The sequence below is a fragment of the Zoogloea sp. genome (assembly GCF_041904905.1).
In the GTDB taxonomy this organism is placed as follows: domain Bacteria; phylum Pseudomonadota; class Gammaproteobacteria; order Burkholderiales; family Rhodocyclaceae; genus Zoogloea.
Window position 1 is genome coordinate 21490 of record NZ_JAYRMI010000023.1, and the last position, 16623, is coordinate 38112.

A 16623-nucleotide genomic window follows, 5' to 3' on the forward strand; every position below is an offset into this window, starting at 1 on the left:
TTACTCCGTATCGAAACCCAGCAGGCGGCCTGCGACGATGCGTTCGGCGACGCTGGCCGGCACGTCGTCCATCCACGCGCCCCGGCCGCGGCGCAGGCCGGTGAGCACTTCGGCCACGTCGATGTGCAGGTGGCTGTCGTCGTGGGGCTCGACGGCCAGGAGCTTCTGGTTCTCTTTCAGGAAGGCCAGCAGGTGGTGCAGGTTGGCCGGCACGTCCACGTTGTCGAGGGTCACCAGCGTCGTCTCGCCGCCCCGCTGCAGGCGGGTGGGGTAGACGTAGACGTGGGTGTTGTCCGGGAAGAGCTTGCCGAAGGCCTCCAGGATGCCGCCCTCCAGGCCCTCGTAGTACTTCTCGTCGAACAGGTAGTTGAAGTCGCGCACCGAGAGCACGATGCCGATGGGCTTCTGGGTGTAGCGGCGCAGGTAGGCGCGCAGGCGGAAGTAGCGCACGTAGTCCGAGATCATCACCGTGTAGCCCAGGGAGGCCAGCAGGTCGATGCGGGCGAGGAAATCGGCGCCATCCACGTTGTCGCCGCTGATGAGCGAGTTCATGGTGATCTCGGCGAGCGACAGGATCTCGCCTTCCTCCACCGCCGCCAGCTGGCTGAACTGCTTGAGGCCGGCGCACATCATGTCCTCGTTCACCAGCGTCACCGGCTTGAAGCTGCCGCGCATCACCATCACCGGTTTGCGGTAGAACAGCTCGCCCGGCACCACCACCTCGCCGGAGGGGGCGAACACCACCGCGCGGGTCAGCCAGCTGCGGATGAGGTGCAGGTTCATCAGGCGGTTCTCCACTTCCTCGAAGTAGGGGCCGGAGAAATGGATCAGGTCCACCTCGATGCGCTCCGAGCCCAGGCCGTCCGCCAGGCTCTCGACCACCCAGGCCGGGTGATGGAAGTGGTGGAAGGCGCCGTGGATCAGATTGACCCCGAGGATGCCCAGCGCTTCGGACTGCTGGGCGTTGTCGTTGTCGAGCATGCGCACGTGCAGGATCACGTCGGAGGGCGCGGCGCCCGGATGCAGCTGCAGGCGGATGCCCACCCAGCCGTGGCATTCGTTCTTCTGCTTGAAGCTGCGCGCGGTGACGGTGGCCGCGTAGGCGAAGAAGGTGGTGTTCTTGGGCCGCACGTGGGCGAGCCGCTGCACCACCAGCGAGAACTCCTTGTCCAGCATCTGCAGCAGGCGCGCCCGGCTCACGTAGCGGTCCGCATGGCCGTAGATGTCGTCGCTCACTGCCATGTCGTAGGCCGACATGGTCTTGGCCACGGTGCCCGCCGCGGCACCCACCGAGAAGAAGCGCCGCGCCACCTCCTGCCCCGCGCCGATCTCGACGATGGAGCCGTACTTGAACTTGTCGAGGTTGATCTCGAGCGCCTTTTGATCGGTGGTGAGCGTGGTGTCGCGCTTGTGCATGGTCTTCCCCCTGGTGCCGGGCCCCGGTCCGGCCCGTGAAATGATGTTGGATCTTCTTGTGCGCGGCGGGGCCGCGATGGGCATATCTTCCCACCGCTTCCGGCGGCGAGTCGATCCATTCTCGAGGGGATTTTCGGTGACGGGCAGCCCACGGTGGGGCTCGGAACGCAAAAAAGCCGCTGAACCTTGCGATTCAGCGGCTTGGTGTTGCTCAGTGTTCTGTGGTGGTGATGGGCAGAATCGAACTGCCGACCTACGGGTTATGAATCCGTCGCTCTAACCGTCTGAGCTACATCACCAACCGGAGCCCGCTATAATAGAGTTTTGAAGGCTCTTGGTCAACACGCAATGAAGAAGCTTTATATCCGTACCTTCGGTTGCCAGATGAACGAGTACGACTCGGACAAGATGGCGGATGTGCTTGGGGCGGCTGACGGTCTGGAGAAGACCGACAACCCGGAAGAGGCGGACGTGATCCTCTTCAACACCTGCTCGGTGCGCGAGAAGGCGCAGGAGAAGGTGTTCCACGATCTGGGCCGGGTCAAGCACCTCAAGCAGAAGAACCCCAACCTCATCATCGGCGTCGGCGGTTGCGTGGCGAGCCAGGAGGGCGAGGCGATCGTCCAGCGCGCGCCCTACGTGGATCTGGTGTTCGGGCCGCAGACCCTGCACCGCCTGCCCAAGCTGATCGCCGAACGCAAGTCGTCCGGCCGCTCGCAGGTGGATATCTCGTTCCCCGAGATCGAGAAGTTCGACAACCTGCCGCCGGCGCGGGTGGAGGGGGCCAGCGCCTTCGTGTCGATCATGGAGGGCTGCTCCAAGTACTGCACCTTCTGCATCGTGCCCTACACCCGGGGCGACGAGGTTTATCGTCCGCTGGCCGACGTGCTGGCCGAGGTGGCCGGGCTGGCCGCCCAGGGCGTGAAGGAGGTGACGCTCCTTGGCCAGAACGTGAACGCCTGGCGCGCGCCCATCGACGGCGAGGGGGGCGAGATGGCCGATTTCGCCTTCCTGCTCGAATGCGTGCACGACATCCCGGGTATCGAGCGCCTGCGCTACACCACCTCCCATCCGCGCGAGATGACCCAGCGCGTCGTCGATGCCTACACCCGCCTGCCCAAGCTGGTGTCGCACCTGCACCTGCCGGTTCAGGCCGGCTCCGACCGGGTGCTGGCGGCGATGAAGCGGGGCTACACCGTGCTGGAGTACAAGTCGCTGGTGCGCCGCTTGCGCGCCGCGCGGCCCGACATCTCCCTGTCGTCCGACTTCATCGTGGGCTTCCCGGGCGAGACCGAGGCGGATTTCGAGGCGACGATGAAGCTCATCGAGGAACTCGGGTTCGATACGTCGTTCAGCTTCGTCTACAGCGCCCGCCCGGGCACCCCGGCCTCCGATCTGCCCGACGACACCCCGGCCGACGTCAAGCTCGCCCGGCTGGCGCGGCTCCAGAAGCGCATCGAGGCGCACGCCGCCGAGATCAGCGCCGGCATGGTCGGCAGCGTCCAGCGCATTCTCGTCGAAGGCCCCTCGAAGAAGGACCCGAACGAACTGGCCGGCCGGACCGACAACAACCGGGTGGTCAACTTCGCCGGCAACCCGCGTCTGGTGGGCAGTTTCGTCGAGGTGACGATCACCGCGGCTCTGCCTCACTCCCTGCGCGGCGAGATCGTCGTGAAGGATTGAATCGCCGGATCACGATCCGGTCGTGACTGCCACTTTCCTGCCAGGCCCCGGTCTGGCAGCATGTCCCCGATGAAGCCAACCGAAATCGCGCTGCACCCTCTGGACAACCTGCGCCTCGCCAACCTGTGCGGGGCGCTCGACGAGAACATCCGCCAGATCGAAACCGCCTACGACGTGACCATCGCCCGGCGTGGCGAGCGCTTCACCCTGCACGGCGAGCCACCCCAGACCCACATCGCCGCGCGGGCCCTGCGGCATTTCTACGACCGCTCCGACGCGCCCCTGTCGGTGGACGACATCCAGCTCGGCCTCATCGAGTTGGCCAACCTGTCCCAGGCCAGCCCGCCGGCGCCGGCGCTGCTCACCCGCAAGAGCGAGCTGCACGGCCGCACGCCGCGCCAGGTGGAGTACATCCGCCAGATCCAGGAGCACGACATCACCTTCGGCGTCGGCCCGGCCGGCACCGGCAAGACCTACCTTGCCGTTGCGAGTGCGGTGGATGCCTTCGAGCGCGAGCACGTGGAGCGCATCGTCCTCACCCGGCCGGCGGTCGAGGCCGGCGAGCGGCTGGGCTTCCTGCCCGGCGATCTGGCTCAGAAGGTGGACCCCTACCTGCGCCCGCTCTACGACGCCCTCTACGACCTGATGGGCTTCGATCGCGTCACCAAGCTCTTCGAGCGGGGCTGCATCGAGATCGCGCCCCTGGCCTTCATGCGCGGGCGCACCCTGTCGCGGGCCTTCATCATTCTGGATGAAGCCCAGAACACCTCGCCCGAGCAGATGAAAATGTTCCTCACCCGCATCGGCATCGGCTCCCGCGCCGTCATCACCGGCGACCTCACCCAGGTCGACCTGCCACGGGGCCAGAAGAGCGGCTTGGGCGAAGCGGTGCAGGTGCTCGCCGACGTGCGCGGCGTGGCCTTCACCCACTTCCTGAAGGAAGACGTGGTGCGTCACCCGCTGGTCGCCCGCATCGTCGATGCCTACGAAAAGCATTCCCAGCGCAACCAGCAACAGCAGATCCAGCAATGACCCAAGCCCAGCTGCCCCGCCGCCTCGATCTCTCCGTGCAATACGCCTGTAACCGGGAGGGCGTACCCTCGCGGGTCGATTTCCGCCGCTGGCTGCGGGCCGCCGAGCCGGGTGCCGCGCGCATCACCGTGCGCATCGTGGATGAAGACGAAGGCCGCGAACTCAACCGCGACTACCGCGGCAAGGATTACGCCACCAACGTGCTCACCTTTGCCTACGACGAGGGCGAGGACATGCCGCTGCCCGACGGGCTGCCCCTGATGGGCGATCTGGTGCTGTGTCGGCAGGTGGTGGAGCGCGAAGCCGCCGAGCAGGGCAAGGCCCTGGACGCGCATTACGCCCACTTATCCGTGCATGGTATGCTGCATTTGCAGGGCTTCGACCACGAGGACGACGCCGACGCCGAGGAGATGGAAGCCCGGGAGCGCGAGGTCCTCGCCGGCTTGGGCTATCCCGATCCCTACGCGGGCGAACGATGATCCGGTGGGGTGAGCAATGCGCCATGGGCGATGGGTCGGAACCCCGATTCATCGCCCATCGCCCATTTCTCATCAACCCCTTTTATGGAACCTTCCAGTAGTAAACCGTCCTTGCTCGAACGGCTCTCTGCGCTCCTCACCCGAGAGCCGGAAGACCGTGAAGAACTGCTGCACCTGCTGCACGCCGCCCACGAACGCAACCTGTTCGACGCGGACGCCCTGGCGATCATCGAGGGCGCGCTGCAGGTCTCCGAGATGCAGGTGCGCGATGTGATGATTCCTCGCGCGCAGATGGACGTCGTCAATCTTGCCGACTCCGTCGAGGACATCACCCGCTTTGCCATCGGCGCCGCCCACTCCCGCTTTCCCGTTGTCGGCGACGGCAAGGACGACGTGGTCGGCATCCTGCTCGCCAAGGATCTGCTGCGGGTCTTCGCCGGCGAATCCTTCAACCTCCGGGAGATGCTCCGCCCGGCGGTGTTCGTCCCCGAATCCAAACGGCTCAACGTGCTGTTGCGGGATTTCCGCGTCAGCCGCAACCACATGGCCATCGTGGTGGACGAGTACGGCGGCGTGGCCGGGCTCGTCACCATCGAGGACGTGCTCGAGCAGATCGTCGGCGACATCGAGGACGAATACGACTTCGACGAGACCGCCGACAACATCCGCATCGATCAGGCCGGCCGCTACCGGGTCAAGGCCGGCACCGAGATCGAGGATTTCAACGAAGCCTTCGGCAGCGCTTTCAGCGATCACGAATACGACACCGTCGGCGGCCTGCTGATCCGCAAGCTGGGCCGCCTGCCCAAGCGCAACGAGGTCATCGAGCTGGAAGGGCTGCGCTTCCAGGTGCTGCGCGCCGACAGCCGGCGCATCCATTCCCTGTTGGTCGAGCGCCTGCCGGACGCCGACGCGGTCGGCGGCTGATGGGCTGGCGGCGGCTTGTCGGGGCCCTCCTGGCCGGGGGGGCTTCGGTGCTGGCCTATGCGCCGGTCGGCGGGTTCCCGGTGGTGTTCGTCGCGCTGGGCGTGCTGTTCTGGCTGCTTGGGCCGGGGGCGCCCGCCGCGCTGCGCGACGCACCGCCGGGCCGCCGCGCCCGCGCCGGATTCGTCACCGGCCTTGCCTGGGGGCTCGGGGCGATGCTCGGTGGCGTCTCGTGGCTGTATGTGGCGCTCCACCGCTTCGGTGGCATGCCGATGCCGCTGGCGGCGCTGGCGATCCTGCTGTTCTGCGCGCTGGTGGGCCTGTTCGCCGGCCTGGCCGGCGCAGCCTTTGGCGGCCTGCGGCGGGGCAGGGCGGTGCCGGATGCGGCGCTGTTTGCCGCCTGCTGGCTGATCTTCGAGTGGACCCGGGGCTGGATGTTCACCGGCTTCCCGTGGCTGGCGGTGGGCTACAGCCAGACGCCCCCCAGCCCGCTGGCCGGCTTCGCGCCGGTGCTGGGCGTGTTCGGCCTCGGCGGGCTGGTGGCGCTGGTGTCGGCGCTGGCGGTGGCCGCGCTGACCGAGCGCCGCTGGCAGCCGCTGCTGGGCGTGGCGCTGGTGATCGGCGCCGGGGCCGGGCTGCGCCAGATTGCCTGGACGGCGCCCGTCGGCGAGCCGGTGAAGGTGGCGCTGCTGCAGACCAACATCGAGCAGCGCCTCAAGTGGCGGCCCGAGATGCTCCAGCAATGGCTCGACCGCAACCTGGCGATGGTGCGGGAAAACCCGGCGCAGCTCGTCGTGCTGCCCGAAACCACCATCCCGCTGCTCATCGATTACCTGCCGCCTGGCTACCTGGAGGCCGTCGGCCGTAGCGCGGCCAGCCACGGCGGCGACGCCATTCTCGGCACCTTCACCCGCGACGCGGAAGGCCACATCTTCAACGCCGCGATCAGCCTTGGGGTGTCGCCCTCGGGCCACTACGCCAAGCAGCATCTGGTGCCCTTCGGCGAGTACTCGCCGCCGCTGTTCCGCTGGTTCTACGACCTGGCCAACATCCCGATGGCCGACCAGACCCGCGGCCCCGAGCGTCAGCCGCCGCTGGCCCTGGCCGGCCAGAAGGTGGCGATCAACATCTGCTACGAGGACGTGTTTGGCGAGGAACTCATCCGTAGCCTGCCCGAGGCCACGCTGATGCTCAACCTCTCCAACCTGGCCTGGTACGGTGACTCCTTCGCCCAGCCCCAGCACCTCCAGATCGCCCGTCTGCGTGCGCTGGAAACCGGCCGGCCGATGCTGCGCAGCACCAACACCGGGATGACCGCCCTGGTGATGCCCGACGGCCACGTCGAGGCGGTGCTGCCGCCCTTCGAGGCCGGCGCGCTGCATGTGTCGGTGCGCGGCTATCAGGGCCTGACGCCCTACGCCCGCTGGGGCAACGGCCCGGCGGTTGGCGGTGCGCTGCTGGTGCTGGGTGCGACGGTGCTCGCAGGGCGCCGCCGACGGGCCTGAGCCGCCGGTGGCGGGAGCGCGGGCGCGTATGAGCGTATGATCGCGGTTCGCCCTTTATCGAACAGGATCATCGAACCATGCGCGCTTATCCGACCAACAGCCCCGAGGCGCTCGCGCGCCTGATCGCCATGGCGATTCTCGCCGATGGCCGGCTGGACAACCGGGAAATCGACTGGCTCAAGCACCACGACACCGTCGCCCTGGTGGGCATCGAGCAGGACGTGCTCGTTCAGGCGCTGCTCGACTGCTGTCGCGACGTCATCACCGAGGCCGAGCAGGAGCGCGTGTTTCTCCTCGAAGAGCGCCGGCTGGCCCGGTTGGCCGACGACATCGTCGATCCGGCCCTGCAGAAGGTCGCCCTGTCGGCGATGCTCATCATCGCCAAGGCCGACGGGACCGTCAGTGAAGGCGAGCAGACCCTGCTGCGCTACCTGATGAAGCACTGGGGCCTCGCCCTGGAAGACCTGGCCGCCTGAGCGCAGGCCGCCCCTTTCAAACACGACAAAACCAAGACCGATCAGGAGGAAAACCATGAGCGACCAGATCAAGTATCTGCTCGACGAATCCCGCATGCCCAAGGCCTGGTACAACATCGCCGCCGACCTGCCGGTGCCGCTGCCGCCGCCGCTCCACCCCGGCACCCTGCAGCCCCTCGGGCCGTCCGACCTGGCGCCGATCTTCCCCAACGCCATCATCGCCCAGGAGATGTCCACCGAGCGCTACATCGACATTCCCGAGCCGGTGCGCGACGTGCTGTGTCAGTGGCGCCCCAGCCCGCTGTTCCGCGCCCGCCGTCTCGAGAAGCTGCTCGGCACGCCGGCGAAGATTTACTTCAAGTACGAGGGCGTGTCGCCCGCCGGCAGCCACAAGCCCAACTCCGCCGTGCCCCAGGCCTGGTACAACGCCCAGGAAGGCGTGAAGCGCCTCGCCACCGAAACCGGCGCCGGCCAGTGGGGTTCGTCCCTGGCTTACGCGGGCAGCCTGTTCGGGCTGGACGTGACCGTCTTCCAGGTGCGCGTCTCGTATGACCAGAAGCCCTACCGCCGCGCTCTGATGGAAACCTGGGGTGCCCGCTGCATCCCGTCCCCGTCGCCCGAGACCGATTACGGCCGCGCGGTGCTGGCCGAGCATCCCGACCACATCGGCTCGCTGGGCATCGCCATCTCCGAAGCCGTCGAGGTGGCCGCCAAGAACGACGACACCAAGTACGCCCTCGGTTCGGTGCTCAACCACGTGCTGCTGCACCAGACCATCGTCGGCGAGGAGGCCATCCTGCAGATGGAGATGGCGGGCGACGACCCGGACGTGGTCATCAGCTGCGTGGGCGGCGGCTCCAACTTCGCCGGCATCGCCTTCCCCTTCCTGGGCCAGCAGCTGCGCGGCGAGACCACCAAGAAGCGCCGCATCGTGGCGGTCGAGCCTTCGGCCTGCCCGTCGCTCAGCCGCGGCAAGTACGCCTACGACTTCGGCGACACCGCCCACCTCACGCCGCTGGTCAAGATGCACACGCTGGGCAGCGACTTCACCCCGCCGGGCCTGCACGCCGGCGGCCTGCGCTACCACGGCATGGCGCCGCTGGTCAGCCACGTGATGGAGCTGGGCCTGATCGAAGCCCAGGCCTACGCCCAGACCGCCTGTTTCGAGGCCGGCGTGATGTTCGCCCGCAGCGAAGGCATCGTGCCGGCGCCGGAATCCACCCACGCCATCCGCGGCGCCATCGAGGAAGCCCTGCGCTGCAAGGCCGAGGGCAAGCGCGAGACCATCCTGTTCTGCCTCTCGGGCCACGGCCACTTCGACATGACCTCCTACACCAACTACCTCTCCGGCAAGCTGGTGGATCAGACCTACGACGAGAAGGAGCTGGCGATGGCCCTGTCGATGCTGCCCAAGGTCGACGCCTGACGCCCGGCGAGGCGGCCCCGGCAGCCCCGTTGAACTTGCCCGGTCGGGCTGCGGTCCGATCGGGCAAACCGCTCCAGCCTGCCCCTGTGCCATGACCGCCTCCGCGCCCTCCGACTGGCATGCCCGTCGCGCCGACGAAGCCTTTGCCGCCCTCGATTCCCGTGCCGACGTCGGCCTCACCGAGTCCGAAGCCGCCGCCCGGCTGGCCCGCCACGGCGCCAACCGCATCGACGCCAAGGCCGGTCGCGGCCCGCTCCTGCGTCTGGCGCTGCAGTTCCACCAGCCCCTCATCTACATCCTCATCGCCAGCGGGGCGATTGCCGCGTTCCTGGGCGAATGGGCCGACGCCGGGGTGATATTCGGCGTGGTGCTGGTCAATGCCCTGATCGGCTTCATCCAGGAAGGTCGCGCCGAAGACGCCCTGGCCGCCCTGGCGCGCAGCGTGGCCAGCGACGTGACGGTGCTGCGCGACGCCACCCGCCGCCGGCTGGATGCCGCCGAACTGGTGCCCGGCGACGTGGTGTGGCTGGCTGCCGGCGACAAGGTGCCGGCCGACCTGCGCCTCTTCGACGCCCGCGCGCTGCAGGTCACCGAAGCCTCCCTCACCGGCGAATCCACCGCCGTCGGCAAGCACGTGGCCCCGCTGCCGGCCGACAGCGTGCTCGCCGACCGCGCCAACATGGCCTACGCCGGCACCCTGGTCGTCGCCGGGCAGGCCGGCGGGCTGGTGGTGGCCACCGGCCGCGCCACCGAGACCGGCCGCATCGCCGATCTGCTCGACGCCACCGACACCCTCGCCACGCCGCTCACCCGGGCCATGGCGCGCTTCTCCAACTTCCTGCTGGTGGTCATCCTGGCCCTCGCGGTGCTGGGGTTCGCGGTGGGCAGCCTGCGTGGCGAGCCGCTCCTCGACATGCTGATGGCCGCGGTGGCGCTGGCCGTCGGCGCGATCCCCGAGGGCCTGCCGGCGGCGATCACCGTCACTCTGGCCATCGGCGTGGCGCGCATGGCCCGGCGCCGGGCCATCATCCGCCGGCTGCCTGCGGTGGAGACCCTGGGCAGCACCACCGTGATCTGTTCCGACAAGACCGGCACCCTCACCGAAAATCAGATGACCGTGCGCGCCCTGGTGGCTGGCGGCCAGCAGTTTGCGGTGAGCGGCGACGGCTACGCCCCCGACGGTGCGCTCACCCTGGACGGTCGCCCGGCCGCGGCCGAGGGGCCGCTGCGCGAGCTGCTTGTCGTGGGCGTGCTGTGCAACGACGCCGGCCTGGCCCAGGCCGACGGCGCCTGGACGATCACCGGCGACCCCACCGAGGCCGCGCTGCTGGTGGCCGCCCGCAAGGCCGGGCTGGACGAGCGGCAACTGCGCGCGGATTCGCCGCGGCTGGACGAGATCGCCTTCGACTCCGCCCGCCAGTACATGGCCAGCCTCAACCGACTCGACGGCCAGCCGGTGGTGCTGGTGAAGGGCGCGCTGGAGGCGATCCTGCCCCGCTGCGCCACCGCGCTGGGCCCCGACGGCGAGCCCGTGCCCCTCGACATGGACGCCATCGACGCCCAGGCCCGCGCCCTGGCCGCCGACGGCCTGCGGGTGCTGGCCTTCGCGCGGGGCGAGCTTGCCGGCGAGCGGCTGGACGAAGCCGCCGTGGCCGGCGGCCTGTGCCTCGTCGGCCTGCAGGCCATGCTCGACCCGCCGCGTCAGGCCGCGCTGCGGGCGATCCAGGCCTGCATGGGGGCCGGGGTGGCGGTGAAGATGATTACCGGCGACCACGCCGAGACCGCCCTCGCCATCGCCCGCAAGCTGGGGCTGGCCGGGCCGGATGCGCGGGCCATCGCCGGGCGCGAGCTGGCCGCCATGGACGACGCCGCGCTGCAGGCGGCGGTGGGCGAGGTGAGCGTCTTTGCCCGGGTCGAGCCCGAGCAGAAGCTGCGGCTCGTTCAGGCCCTGCAGGCGCGGGGCGAGGTGGTGGCGATGACCGGCGACGGGGTGAACGACGCGCCGGCCCTCAAGGCCGCCGACATCGGCGTGGCGATGGGCGCCGGCGGCACCGAGGTGGCCAAGGACGCCGCCGCGATGGTGCTCACCGACGACAACTTCGCCACCATCGAGGCCGCCATCGAGGAAGGTCGGGGCGTGTACGACAACCTCGTCAAGTTCATCATCTGGACGCTGCCCACCAACTTCGGCGAGGGGCTGGTGATCCTCTTCGCGGTGCTGGCCGGGGTCACCCTGCCGATCACGCCGCTGCAGATCCTGTGGATCAACATGACCACCGCGGTGCTGCTGGGGATGGCGCTAGCCTTCGAGCCCATCCAGCGGGACGTGATGAGCCGGCCACCCCGTGCGCCCGGCGCGGCCATCCTCGACGCGGTGCTGGTGCGGCGCATCGTGCTGGTGGGCGTGCTGCTGCTGGTGGCCGCCTTCGGGCTGTTCCTGCGCTGGCGTGGCCTGGGTGCGTCGCTGGAGGAGGCGCGCACCGTGGCGGTGAATGTTTTCGTGGCGGGCGAGATCGCCTACCTCTTCAACTGTCGCAACCTGCGTGGGCCGTTCTGGTGCTGCGGGTGGTGGTCGAACCCGTGGTTCTGGGGCGGGATCGGGGCGATGGTGGCGCTGCAGGCGCTGTTCACCTACCTGCCGGCGATGAACCGGGTGTTCGCGTCGGCGCCCATCGGGCTGGCCGCCTGGCTCGAGATCGCGGCCGCGGCGGTGCTCGTCGCACTGGCGGTGGGGATGGAAAAACGCCTCGGCCGGGCAGGCCGAGGCGTTTAGCTGGGGCGGCGGCGGGTCACACCCGGAAGCGGGCGATCTGGTCCTTGAGGCCGCCGGCGATGCGCTCGAGATTCACCGCCGCTTCGGCGGCGCCGCGGATGTTGGCGGAGGTGTTCTCCACCATGTGCGAGATCTCCTCCACCTGCTGGGCGATGGAGGTGCTGGCGGCGCTCTGTTCGTGGGTGGCGTCGGCAATCTCGTGGGCCCGGGCCAGGGCCTCCTGGGCGCCGGCCTCGATGGCCGTGAGGGCGCCGGAGGCGGCGCTGGCCAGCGCGATGCCGTGATCCACTTCGGGCAGCGCAGCGTTCATCGCGCGGACGGCCTCGCCGGTGTCGCCCTGGATGCCGGTAATCATCTGCTCGATCTCGGTGGTGGCCGACGAGGTGCGTTCGGCCAGCTTGCGCACTTCGTCCGCGACCACCGCGAAGCCGCGGCCCTGCTCGCCGGCGCGGGCCGCTTCGATGGCGGCGTTGAGCGCCAGCAGGTTGGTCTGGCCAGCGATCTCCTTGATCACGTTGGCGATCGACGACACCTCGCCGATGCGCTCCTCCAGGGCCCGGATGCGGTCCGAGGCGCCGATGACGGTCTCCGACATCTTGCGGATCGCGCTGACGGCTTCCTCCACCCGGGTGCTGCCTTCGGCGGCCAGGCGCATCGACTGCTGGGCGTTCAGCTCGGTCTCGCGGGCGCTGGCCGAGATGTGGCTGGAGCTGACGGTGAGTTCCTCCATCGCGGCGGCCATCGCGGCGGTTGCGTCGGACTGCCGTTCGGCGGCGTCGGCCACCTGGGTGGACACCCGGGAGATGTGGTCGGCGTTGCTCACCAGCTGGTTGGCCCCGTCGTTGATCTCGCCCACCATCCGGCGCAGCGCCCGCATCATGCCCGACAGGGCGTGCAGCATGCTGCCTTCCCGGGTCTCGCCCAGGTCGGTGGTGAGATTGCCGTCGGCCGCCTGCTGCATCACCGAGGTGGCGCTCTGGGGCTCGCCGCCAAGCTGGCGGGTCACGCTTTCGCTGATGCGCCAGCCGAACACCCCCAGCACGGCCAGCAGCAGCAGCGAGATGCCGCCCAGGATTGTGGCGATGGCGCGGAACTCCCGGTCCACGTCGTCCACATAGATGCCGGTGCCGATGATCCAGCCCCACGGGGCGAAGCCGGTGGCGTAGGACACCTTCGGGCTGGATTCCTGGGCGCCCGGCTTGGGGAACCAGTAGTCGACAAAGCCGCCGCCGGCGTTGGCCGCTTTCACGATGTCCTGGAAGATGAACTTGCCGTTGGTGTCCTTCAGGCCGCTGGCGTCGCGGCCCTCCATCTCGGGCTTGGTGGGGAACAGCACGTAGTGATTGGCGGCGGTGACGACGAAGAGGTAGTTGTTGCCGTCGTAGCGCACCGCGCGCAGGGTTTCGGTAGCGGCCTTCTTGGCGTCGGCCTCGGAGAGCGTCCCGGCCTGGGCCAGCGCGTGGAAGTGCTTGAGGACGCTCGCGCCGCTTTCGACCAGATGCTTGGTCTGCACCTTGCGGTCGTCCATCAGGACGTGCGCAGGCTGCCCAGGCTGACGGCACACAGGGCGATCAGGCCGAGCATCATCATCCCGATGAGCAGGCGCATACGTGCGGCGACGGCCAGGTTGGCTAATTTCATGGTCAGGAATCTCCTCGATGTTCCGCAGCGTCTTGCCCGATCGAGGGCACCCCGGTGAGCGCACCTGAAAGGGCGGGCGCTGGGTTTTTTCTAGATGACAGCAGGTGTTACCCCTGTCTTTACGGCCGTGGGTGTTTACTTCTTGAAAAGGGGCGCCGGACGCGGGGGGCGGCGCTTTCCCGGGCTGCCCGTGCGGCGGGGCGTCACCTGCCCGCCCAAACACAGTAAAATCGATACTTTGCCCAAAACCGCGCGGCCCTCGCCGCGGAGCATCCATGTCCGTCCAAAAACCGACTTTCCAGCAGATCATCCTGCGCCTCTCGAACTTCTGGGCCGAGCACGGCTGCACGCTGCTCCAGCCCTACGACATCGAAGTCGGCGCCGGCACCTTCCACACCGCCACCTTCCTGCGCGCCATCGGCCCGGAGCACTGGAACGCCGCCTACGTCCAGCCGTCCCGCCGCCCCAAGGACGGCCGCTACGGCGAGAACCCCAACCGCCTGCAGCACTACTACCAGTACCAGGTGGTGCTCAAGCCCTCGCCGGCCAACATCCAGGAGCTCTACATCGACAGCCTGCGCGCGCTGGGCATCGACCCGGGCGCCCACGACATCCGCTTCGTCGAGGACGACTGGGAATCGCCCACCCTGGGCGCCTGGGGCCTGGGCTGGGAGGTCTGGCTGGACGGGATGGAAGTCACCCAGTTCACCTACTTCCAGGAAGTCGGCTCCCTCTCGTGCAAACCCGTGCTGGGCGAGATCACCTACGGCCTGGAGCGTCTGGCCATGTACCTGCAGGGCGTCGAGAACGTCTATGACCTGGTCTGGTCGATCGGCCCGGATGGCACGCCGGTCACCTACGGCAACGTCTACCACCAGAACGAGGTGGAACAATCCACCTACAACTTCGAGCACTCCAACGTCGAGTGGCTGTTCCGCCTGTTCGGCGAATACGAAGGCGAAGCCAAGCGCCTGATGGCCGTGCCGCTGGTGCTGCCGGCCTTCGAGATGGTCATGAAGTGCTCCCACACCTTCAACCTGCTCGACGCCCGTGGCGCCATCTCCGTCACCGAACGCGCCGCCTACATCGGCCGCGTGCGTGCGCTGGCCCGCGAAGTGGCCCAGGCCTATTACAACTCCCGCGAAGCCCTCGGCTTCCCGATGCTGAAGAAGGAGGCCGCGTGATGACCGGCGCGACCCTGCTCGTAGAACTGCTCACCGAAGAACTGCCGCCCAAGGCCCTGCCCAAGCTGGGCCAGGCCTTCTCCAATGCCATCGTGGCCGGCCTGCGCACCCGCGGCCTGGCCGCCGCCGACGGCGCCTTCCGCTGGTTCGCCACCCCGCGCCGGCTGGCCGTCACTGTCGCCGGCGTGCTGCCCGAAGCCGCTGCCAAGGATGTGACCGAGAAGATCATGCCGGTCTCGGTGGCGCTCACGGCTGACGGACAGCCCACCCCGGCCCTCACCAAGAAGCTCGAAGGCAAGGGCATTCCCTTGTCGGCCGTAGCCAGCTTCGAGCGCCGCATGGACGGCAAGGCCGAGGCCCTGTTCTACACCAGCACCGTGGCCGGCGCGAAGCTCGCCGACGTGCTCGCCGGCATCGTCCAGGACGCCCTCAAGGCGCTGCCGATTCCCAAGGTGATGCGCTGGGGCGACGGCGACGCCACCTTCGTGCGTCCCGCCCACAAGCTCACCCTGCTCCACGGCGCCGACGTGGTGCCGGGCCGCGTGCTCGACATCCCGTCCGGTCGCACCACCTGCGGCCACCGCTTCATGAGCCGCGGCGAGATCGAGATCGCCTCCGCCGACGCCTACGAGCCCACCCTACTGGCCGAAGGCAAGGTGATCCCCGACTTCGCCGAGCGCCGCGCCAACATCGAGAAGCAGCTCGTCACCGAGGCCGGCCGCCAGGGGGCCACCCTGGGCGAATACGCCGACCTCCTCGACGAAGTCACCGCGCTGGTCGAACACCCCACCGTCTACGTGGGCGAGTTCGAGGCCGAGTTTCTGGCCGTGCCGCAGGAATGCCTGATCCTCACGATGCGCGCCAACCAGAAGTACTTCCCGCTGTTCGACGGCGCCGGCAAGCTCACCAGCCGCTTCCTGATCGTCTCGAACATGGAGCTGGCCGACCCCTCCAACATCGTCGCCGGCAACCAGCGCGTGGTGCGCCCGCGCCTGTCCGACGCCCGCTTCTTCTTCGAGCAGGACATCAAGGCCGGCCTCACGCCGCGCGTGGTCAAGCTTGGCTCGGTGGTCTATCACAACAAGCTCGGTTCCCTGGGCGACCGGGTCGAGCGCCTGTCCACCGTGGCCCGCAAGATCGCCGGCCTGCTGGGCGCCGACGAGAACCTCGCCAACCGCGCCGCGCTGCTCTCCAAGGCCGACCTGCTGACCGACATGGTCGGCGAGTTCCCCGAACTGCAGGGCATCATGGGTCGCTACTACGCCCTGGCCGAAGGCGCCCAGCCGGTGGTGGCCGAAGCCATCGAGCAGCACTACCGCCCGCGCTTTGCCGGCGACGCGCTGCCCGACTCCAACATCGGCCGCGCCCTGGCCCTGGCCGACAAGCTCGACGCCCTCACCGGCTTCTTCGGCATCGGCCAGATCCCCACCGGCGACAAGGACCCCTTCGGCCTGCGCCGGGCCGCCCTGGGCGTGCTGCGGATGCTGATGGAAGGGCCGCTGCCCCTCGATCTGGTCACCCTCATCGACGAATCCGCCGGCGCCTTTGCCCCGGGCGTGCTCAGCGCCGAGCTGCCCGGCCCGCTGTTCGACTTCATGCTCGAGCGCCTGCGCAACCTGCTGCGCGACGCCGGCCACGCCCCGGACGCGGTGGACGCCGTGCTGGCCCAGAAGCCCACCCGCATCGATCTGGTGGTGCCCAAGCTCGACGCCGTGGCCGCCTTCCAGCAACTGCCGGAAGCCGCCGCGCTGGCCGCCGCCAACAAGCGCATCGTCAACATCCTCAAGAAGGCCGAGGGCCCGGTCGGCGAACCCGACGTGGCGCTGCTCGTCGAAGACGCCGAGAAGGCCCTGTTCCATGCCATCGTCGAAGTCGCCCCGCTGGCCCGTTCGCATTTCCAGAACGAGGCCTACACCGAAGCCCTGCGCGTGCTCGCCGGGCTGCGCGCGGCGGTGGACCGCTTCTTCGACGAGGTGATGGTGATGGCCGAGGAGCCGCTGGTGCGCCAGAACCGACTGGCCCTGCTGGCACAGCTCGCCGGCCTGATGAACCAGGTGGCCGACATCTCGCGGCTCTCCGCGTGA

12 protein-coding genes and 1 tRNA gene are annotated in these 16623 nt (G+C 68.8%); 10 read left to right on the forward strand and 3 right to left on the reverse strand.

Annotation, left to right across the window (positions count from 1 at the left end):
• Positions 1-1416 carry a TonB-dependent receptor gene (locus ACE3N6_RS08690; protein ID WP_374244809.1) on the reverse strand — a complete coding sequence of 472 codons (1416 nt, stop codon included), beginning with the start codon at positions 1414-1416 and terminating at the stop codon, positions 1-3.
• Between the two features lie 222 nt (positions 1417-1638).
• Positions 1639-1715: transfer RNA gene (locus ACE3N6_RS08695), tRNA-Met, on the reverse strand.
• Positions 1716-1764: 49 nt separating this feature from the next.
• Here ACE3N6_RS08695 and miaB point away from each other — a divergent pair.
• The 8 genes from miaB to ACE3N6_RS08735 all read left to right on the forward strand — a co-directional run bounded on the left by miaB (position 1765) and on the right by ACE3N6_RS08735 (position 11714).
• Positions 1765-3099 (forward strand): tRNA (N6-isopentenyl adenosine(37)-C2)-methylthiotransferase MiaB, encoded by a 1335-nt coding sequence (miaB, locus tag ACE3N6_RS08700; protein WP_374244811.1) that lies wholly within the window; start codon positions 1765-1767, stop codon positions 3097-3099.
• 69 nt (positions 3100-3168) lie between these two features.
• The gene (locus tag ACE3N6_RS08705) at positions 3169-4131 is read left to right on the forward strand and encodes a PhoH family protein (protein ID WP_374244813.1); all 963 of its coding nucleotides are present in this window, start codon (positions 3169-3171) and stop codon (positions 4129-4131) included.
• Positions 4128-4610 (forward strand): rRNA maturation RNase YbeY, encoded by a 483-nt coding sequence (ybeY, locus tag ACE3N6_RS08710; protein WP_374244815.1) that lies wholly within the window; start codon positions 4128-4130, stop codon positions 4608-4610. The genes ACE3N6_RS08705 and ybeY overlap by 4 nt, the downstream gene beginning before the upstream one ends.
• A gap of 84 nt (positions 4611-4694) precedes the next feature.
• Positions 4695-5537 (forward strand): HlyC/CorC family transporter, encoded by an 843-nt coding sequence (locus tag ACE3N6_RS08715; protein WP_374244817.1) that lies wholly within the window; start codon positions 4695-4697, stop codon positions 5535-5537.
• Positions 5537-7039, forward strand: coding sequence for an apolipoprotein N-acyltransferase (gene lnt, locus ACE3N6_RS08720; RefSeq protein WP_374244819.1), 1503 nt, complete (start codon positions 5537-5539; stop codon positions 7037-7039). Before ACE3N6_RS08715 ends, lnt begins: the two co-directional genes overlap by 1 nt.
• A 77-nt stretch (positions 7040-7116) precedes the next feature.
• Positions 7117-7515 (forward strand): hypothetical protein, encoded by a 399-nt coding sequence (locus ACE3N6_RS08725; protein ID WP_374244821.1) that lies wholly within the window; start codon positions 7117-7119, stop codon positions 7513-7515.
• A gap of 55 nt (positions 7516-7570) precedes the next feature.
• Complete coding sequence (locus ACE3N6_RS08730) at positions 7571-8941, forward strand: TrpB-like pyridoxal phosphate-dependent enzyme (protein ID WP_374244823.1); 1371 nt, start codon at positions 7571-7573, stop codon at positions 8939-8941.
• Positions 8942-9032: 91 nt separating this feature from the next.
• Positions 9033-11714 carry an HAD-IC family P-type ATPase gene (locus tag ACE3N6_RS08735; RefSeq protein WP_374244825.1) on the forward strand — a complete coding sequence of 894 codons (2682 nt, stop codon included), beginning with the start codon at positions 9033-9035 and terminating at the stop codon, positions 11712-11714.
• Positions 11715-11730: 16 nt separating this feature from the next.
• Here the strand turns inward: ACE3N6_RS08735 and ACE3N6_RS08740 are convergent, their stop codons facing one another.
• Positions 11731-13242, reverse strand: a complete 1512-nt coding sequence (locus ACE3N6_RS08740; RefSeq protein ID WP_374244827.1) for a methyl-accepting chemotaxis protein — start codon at positions 13240-13242, stop codon at positions 11731-11733.
• A gap of 388 nt (positions 13243-13630) precedes the next feature.
• On the opposite strand from ACE3N6_RS08740, the gene glyQ reads away from it, so the two are divergent.
• Both glyQ and glyS read left to right on the forward strand, forming a co-directional pair.
• Positions 13631-14539, forward strand: a complete 909-nt coding sequence (glyQ, locus tag ACE3N6_RS08745; RefSeq protein ID WP_374244829.1) for a glycine--tRNA ligase subunit alpha — start codon at positions 13631-13633, stop codon at positions 14537-14539.
• Positions 14539-16623: a glycine--tRNA ligase subunit beta gene (gene glyS / locus ACE3N6_RS08750; RefSeq protein WP_374244831.1), complete on the forward strand. Its 2085-nt coding sequence runs from the start codon at positions 14539-14541 to the stop codon at positions 16621-16623. Before glyQ ends, glyS begins: the two co-directional genes overlap by 1 nt.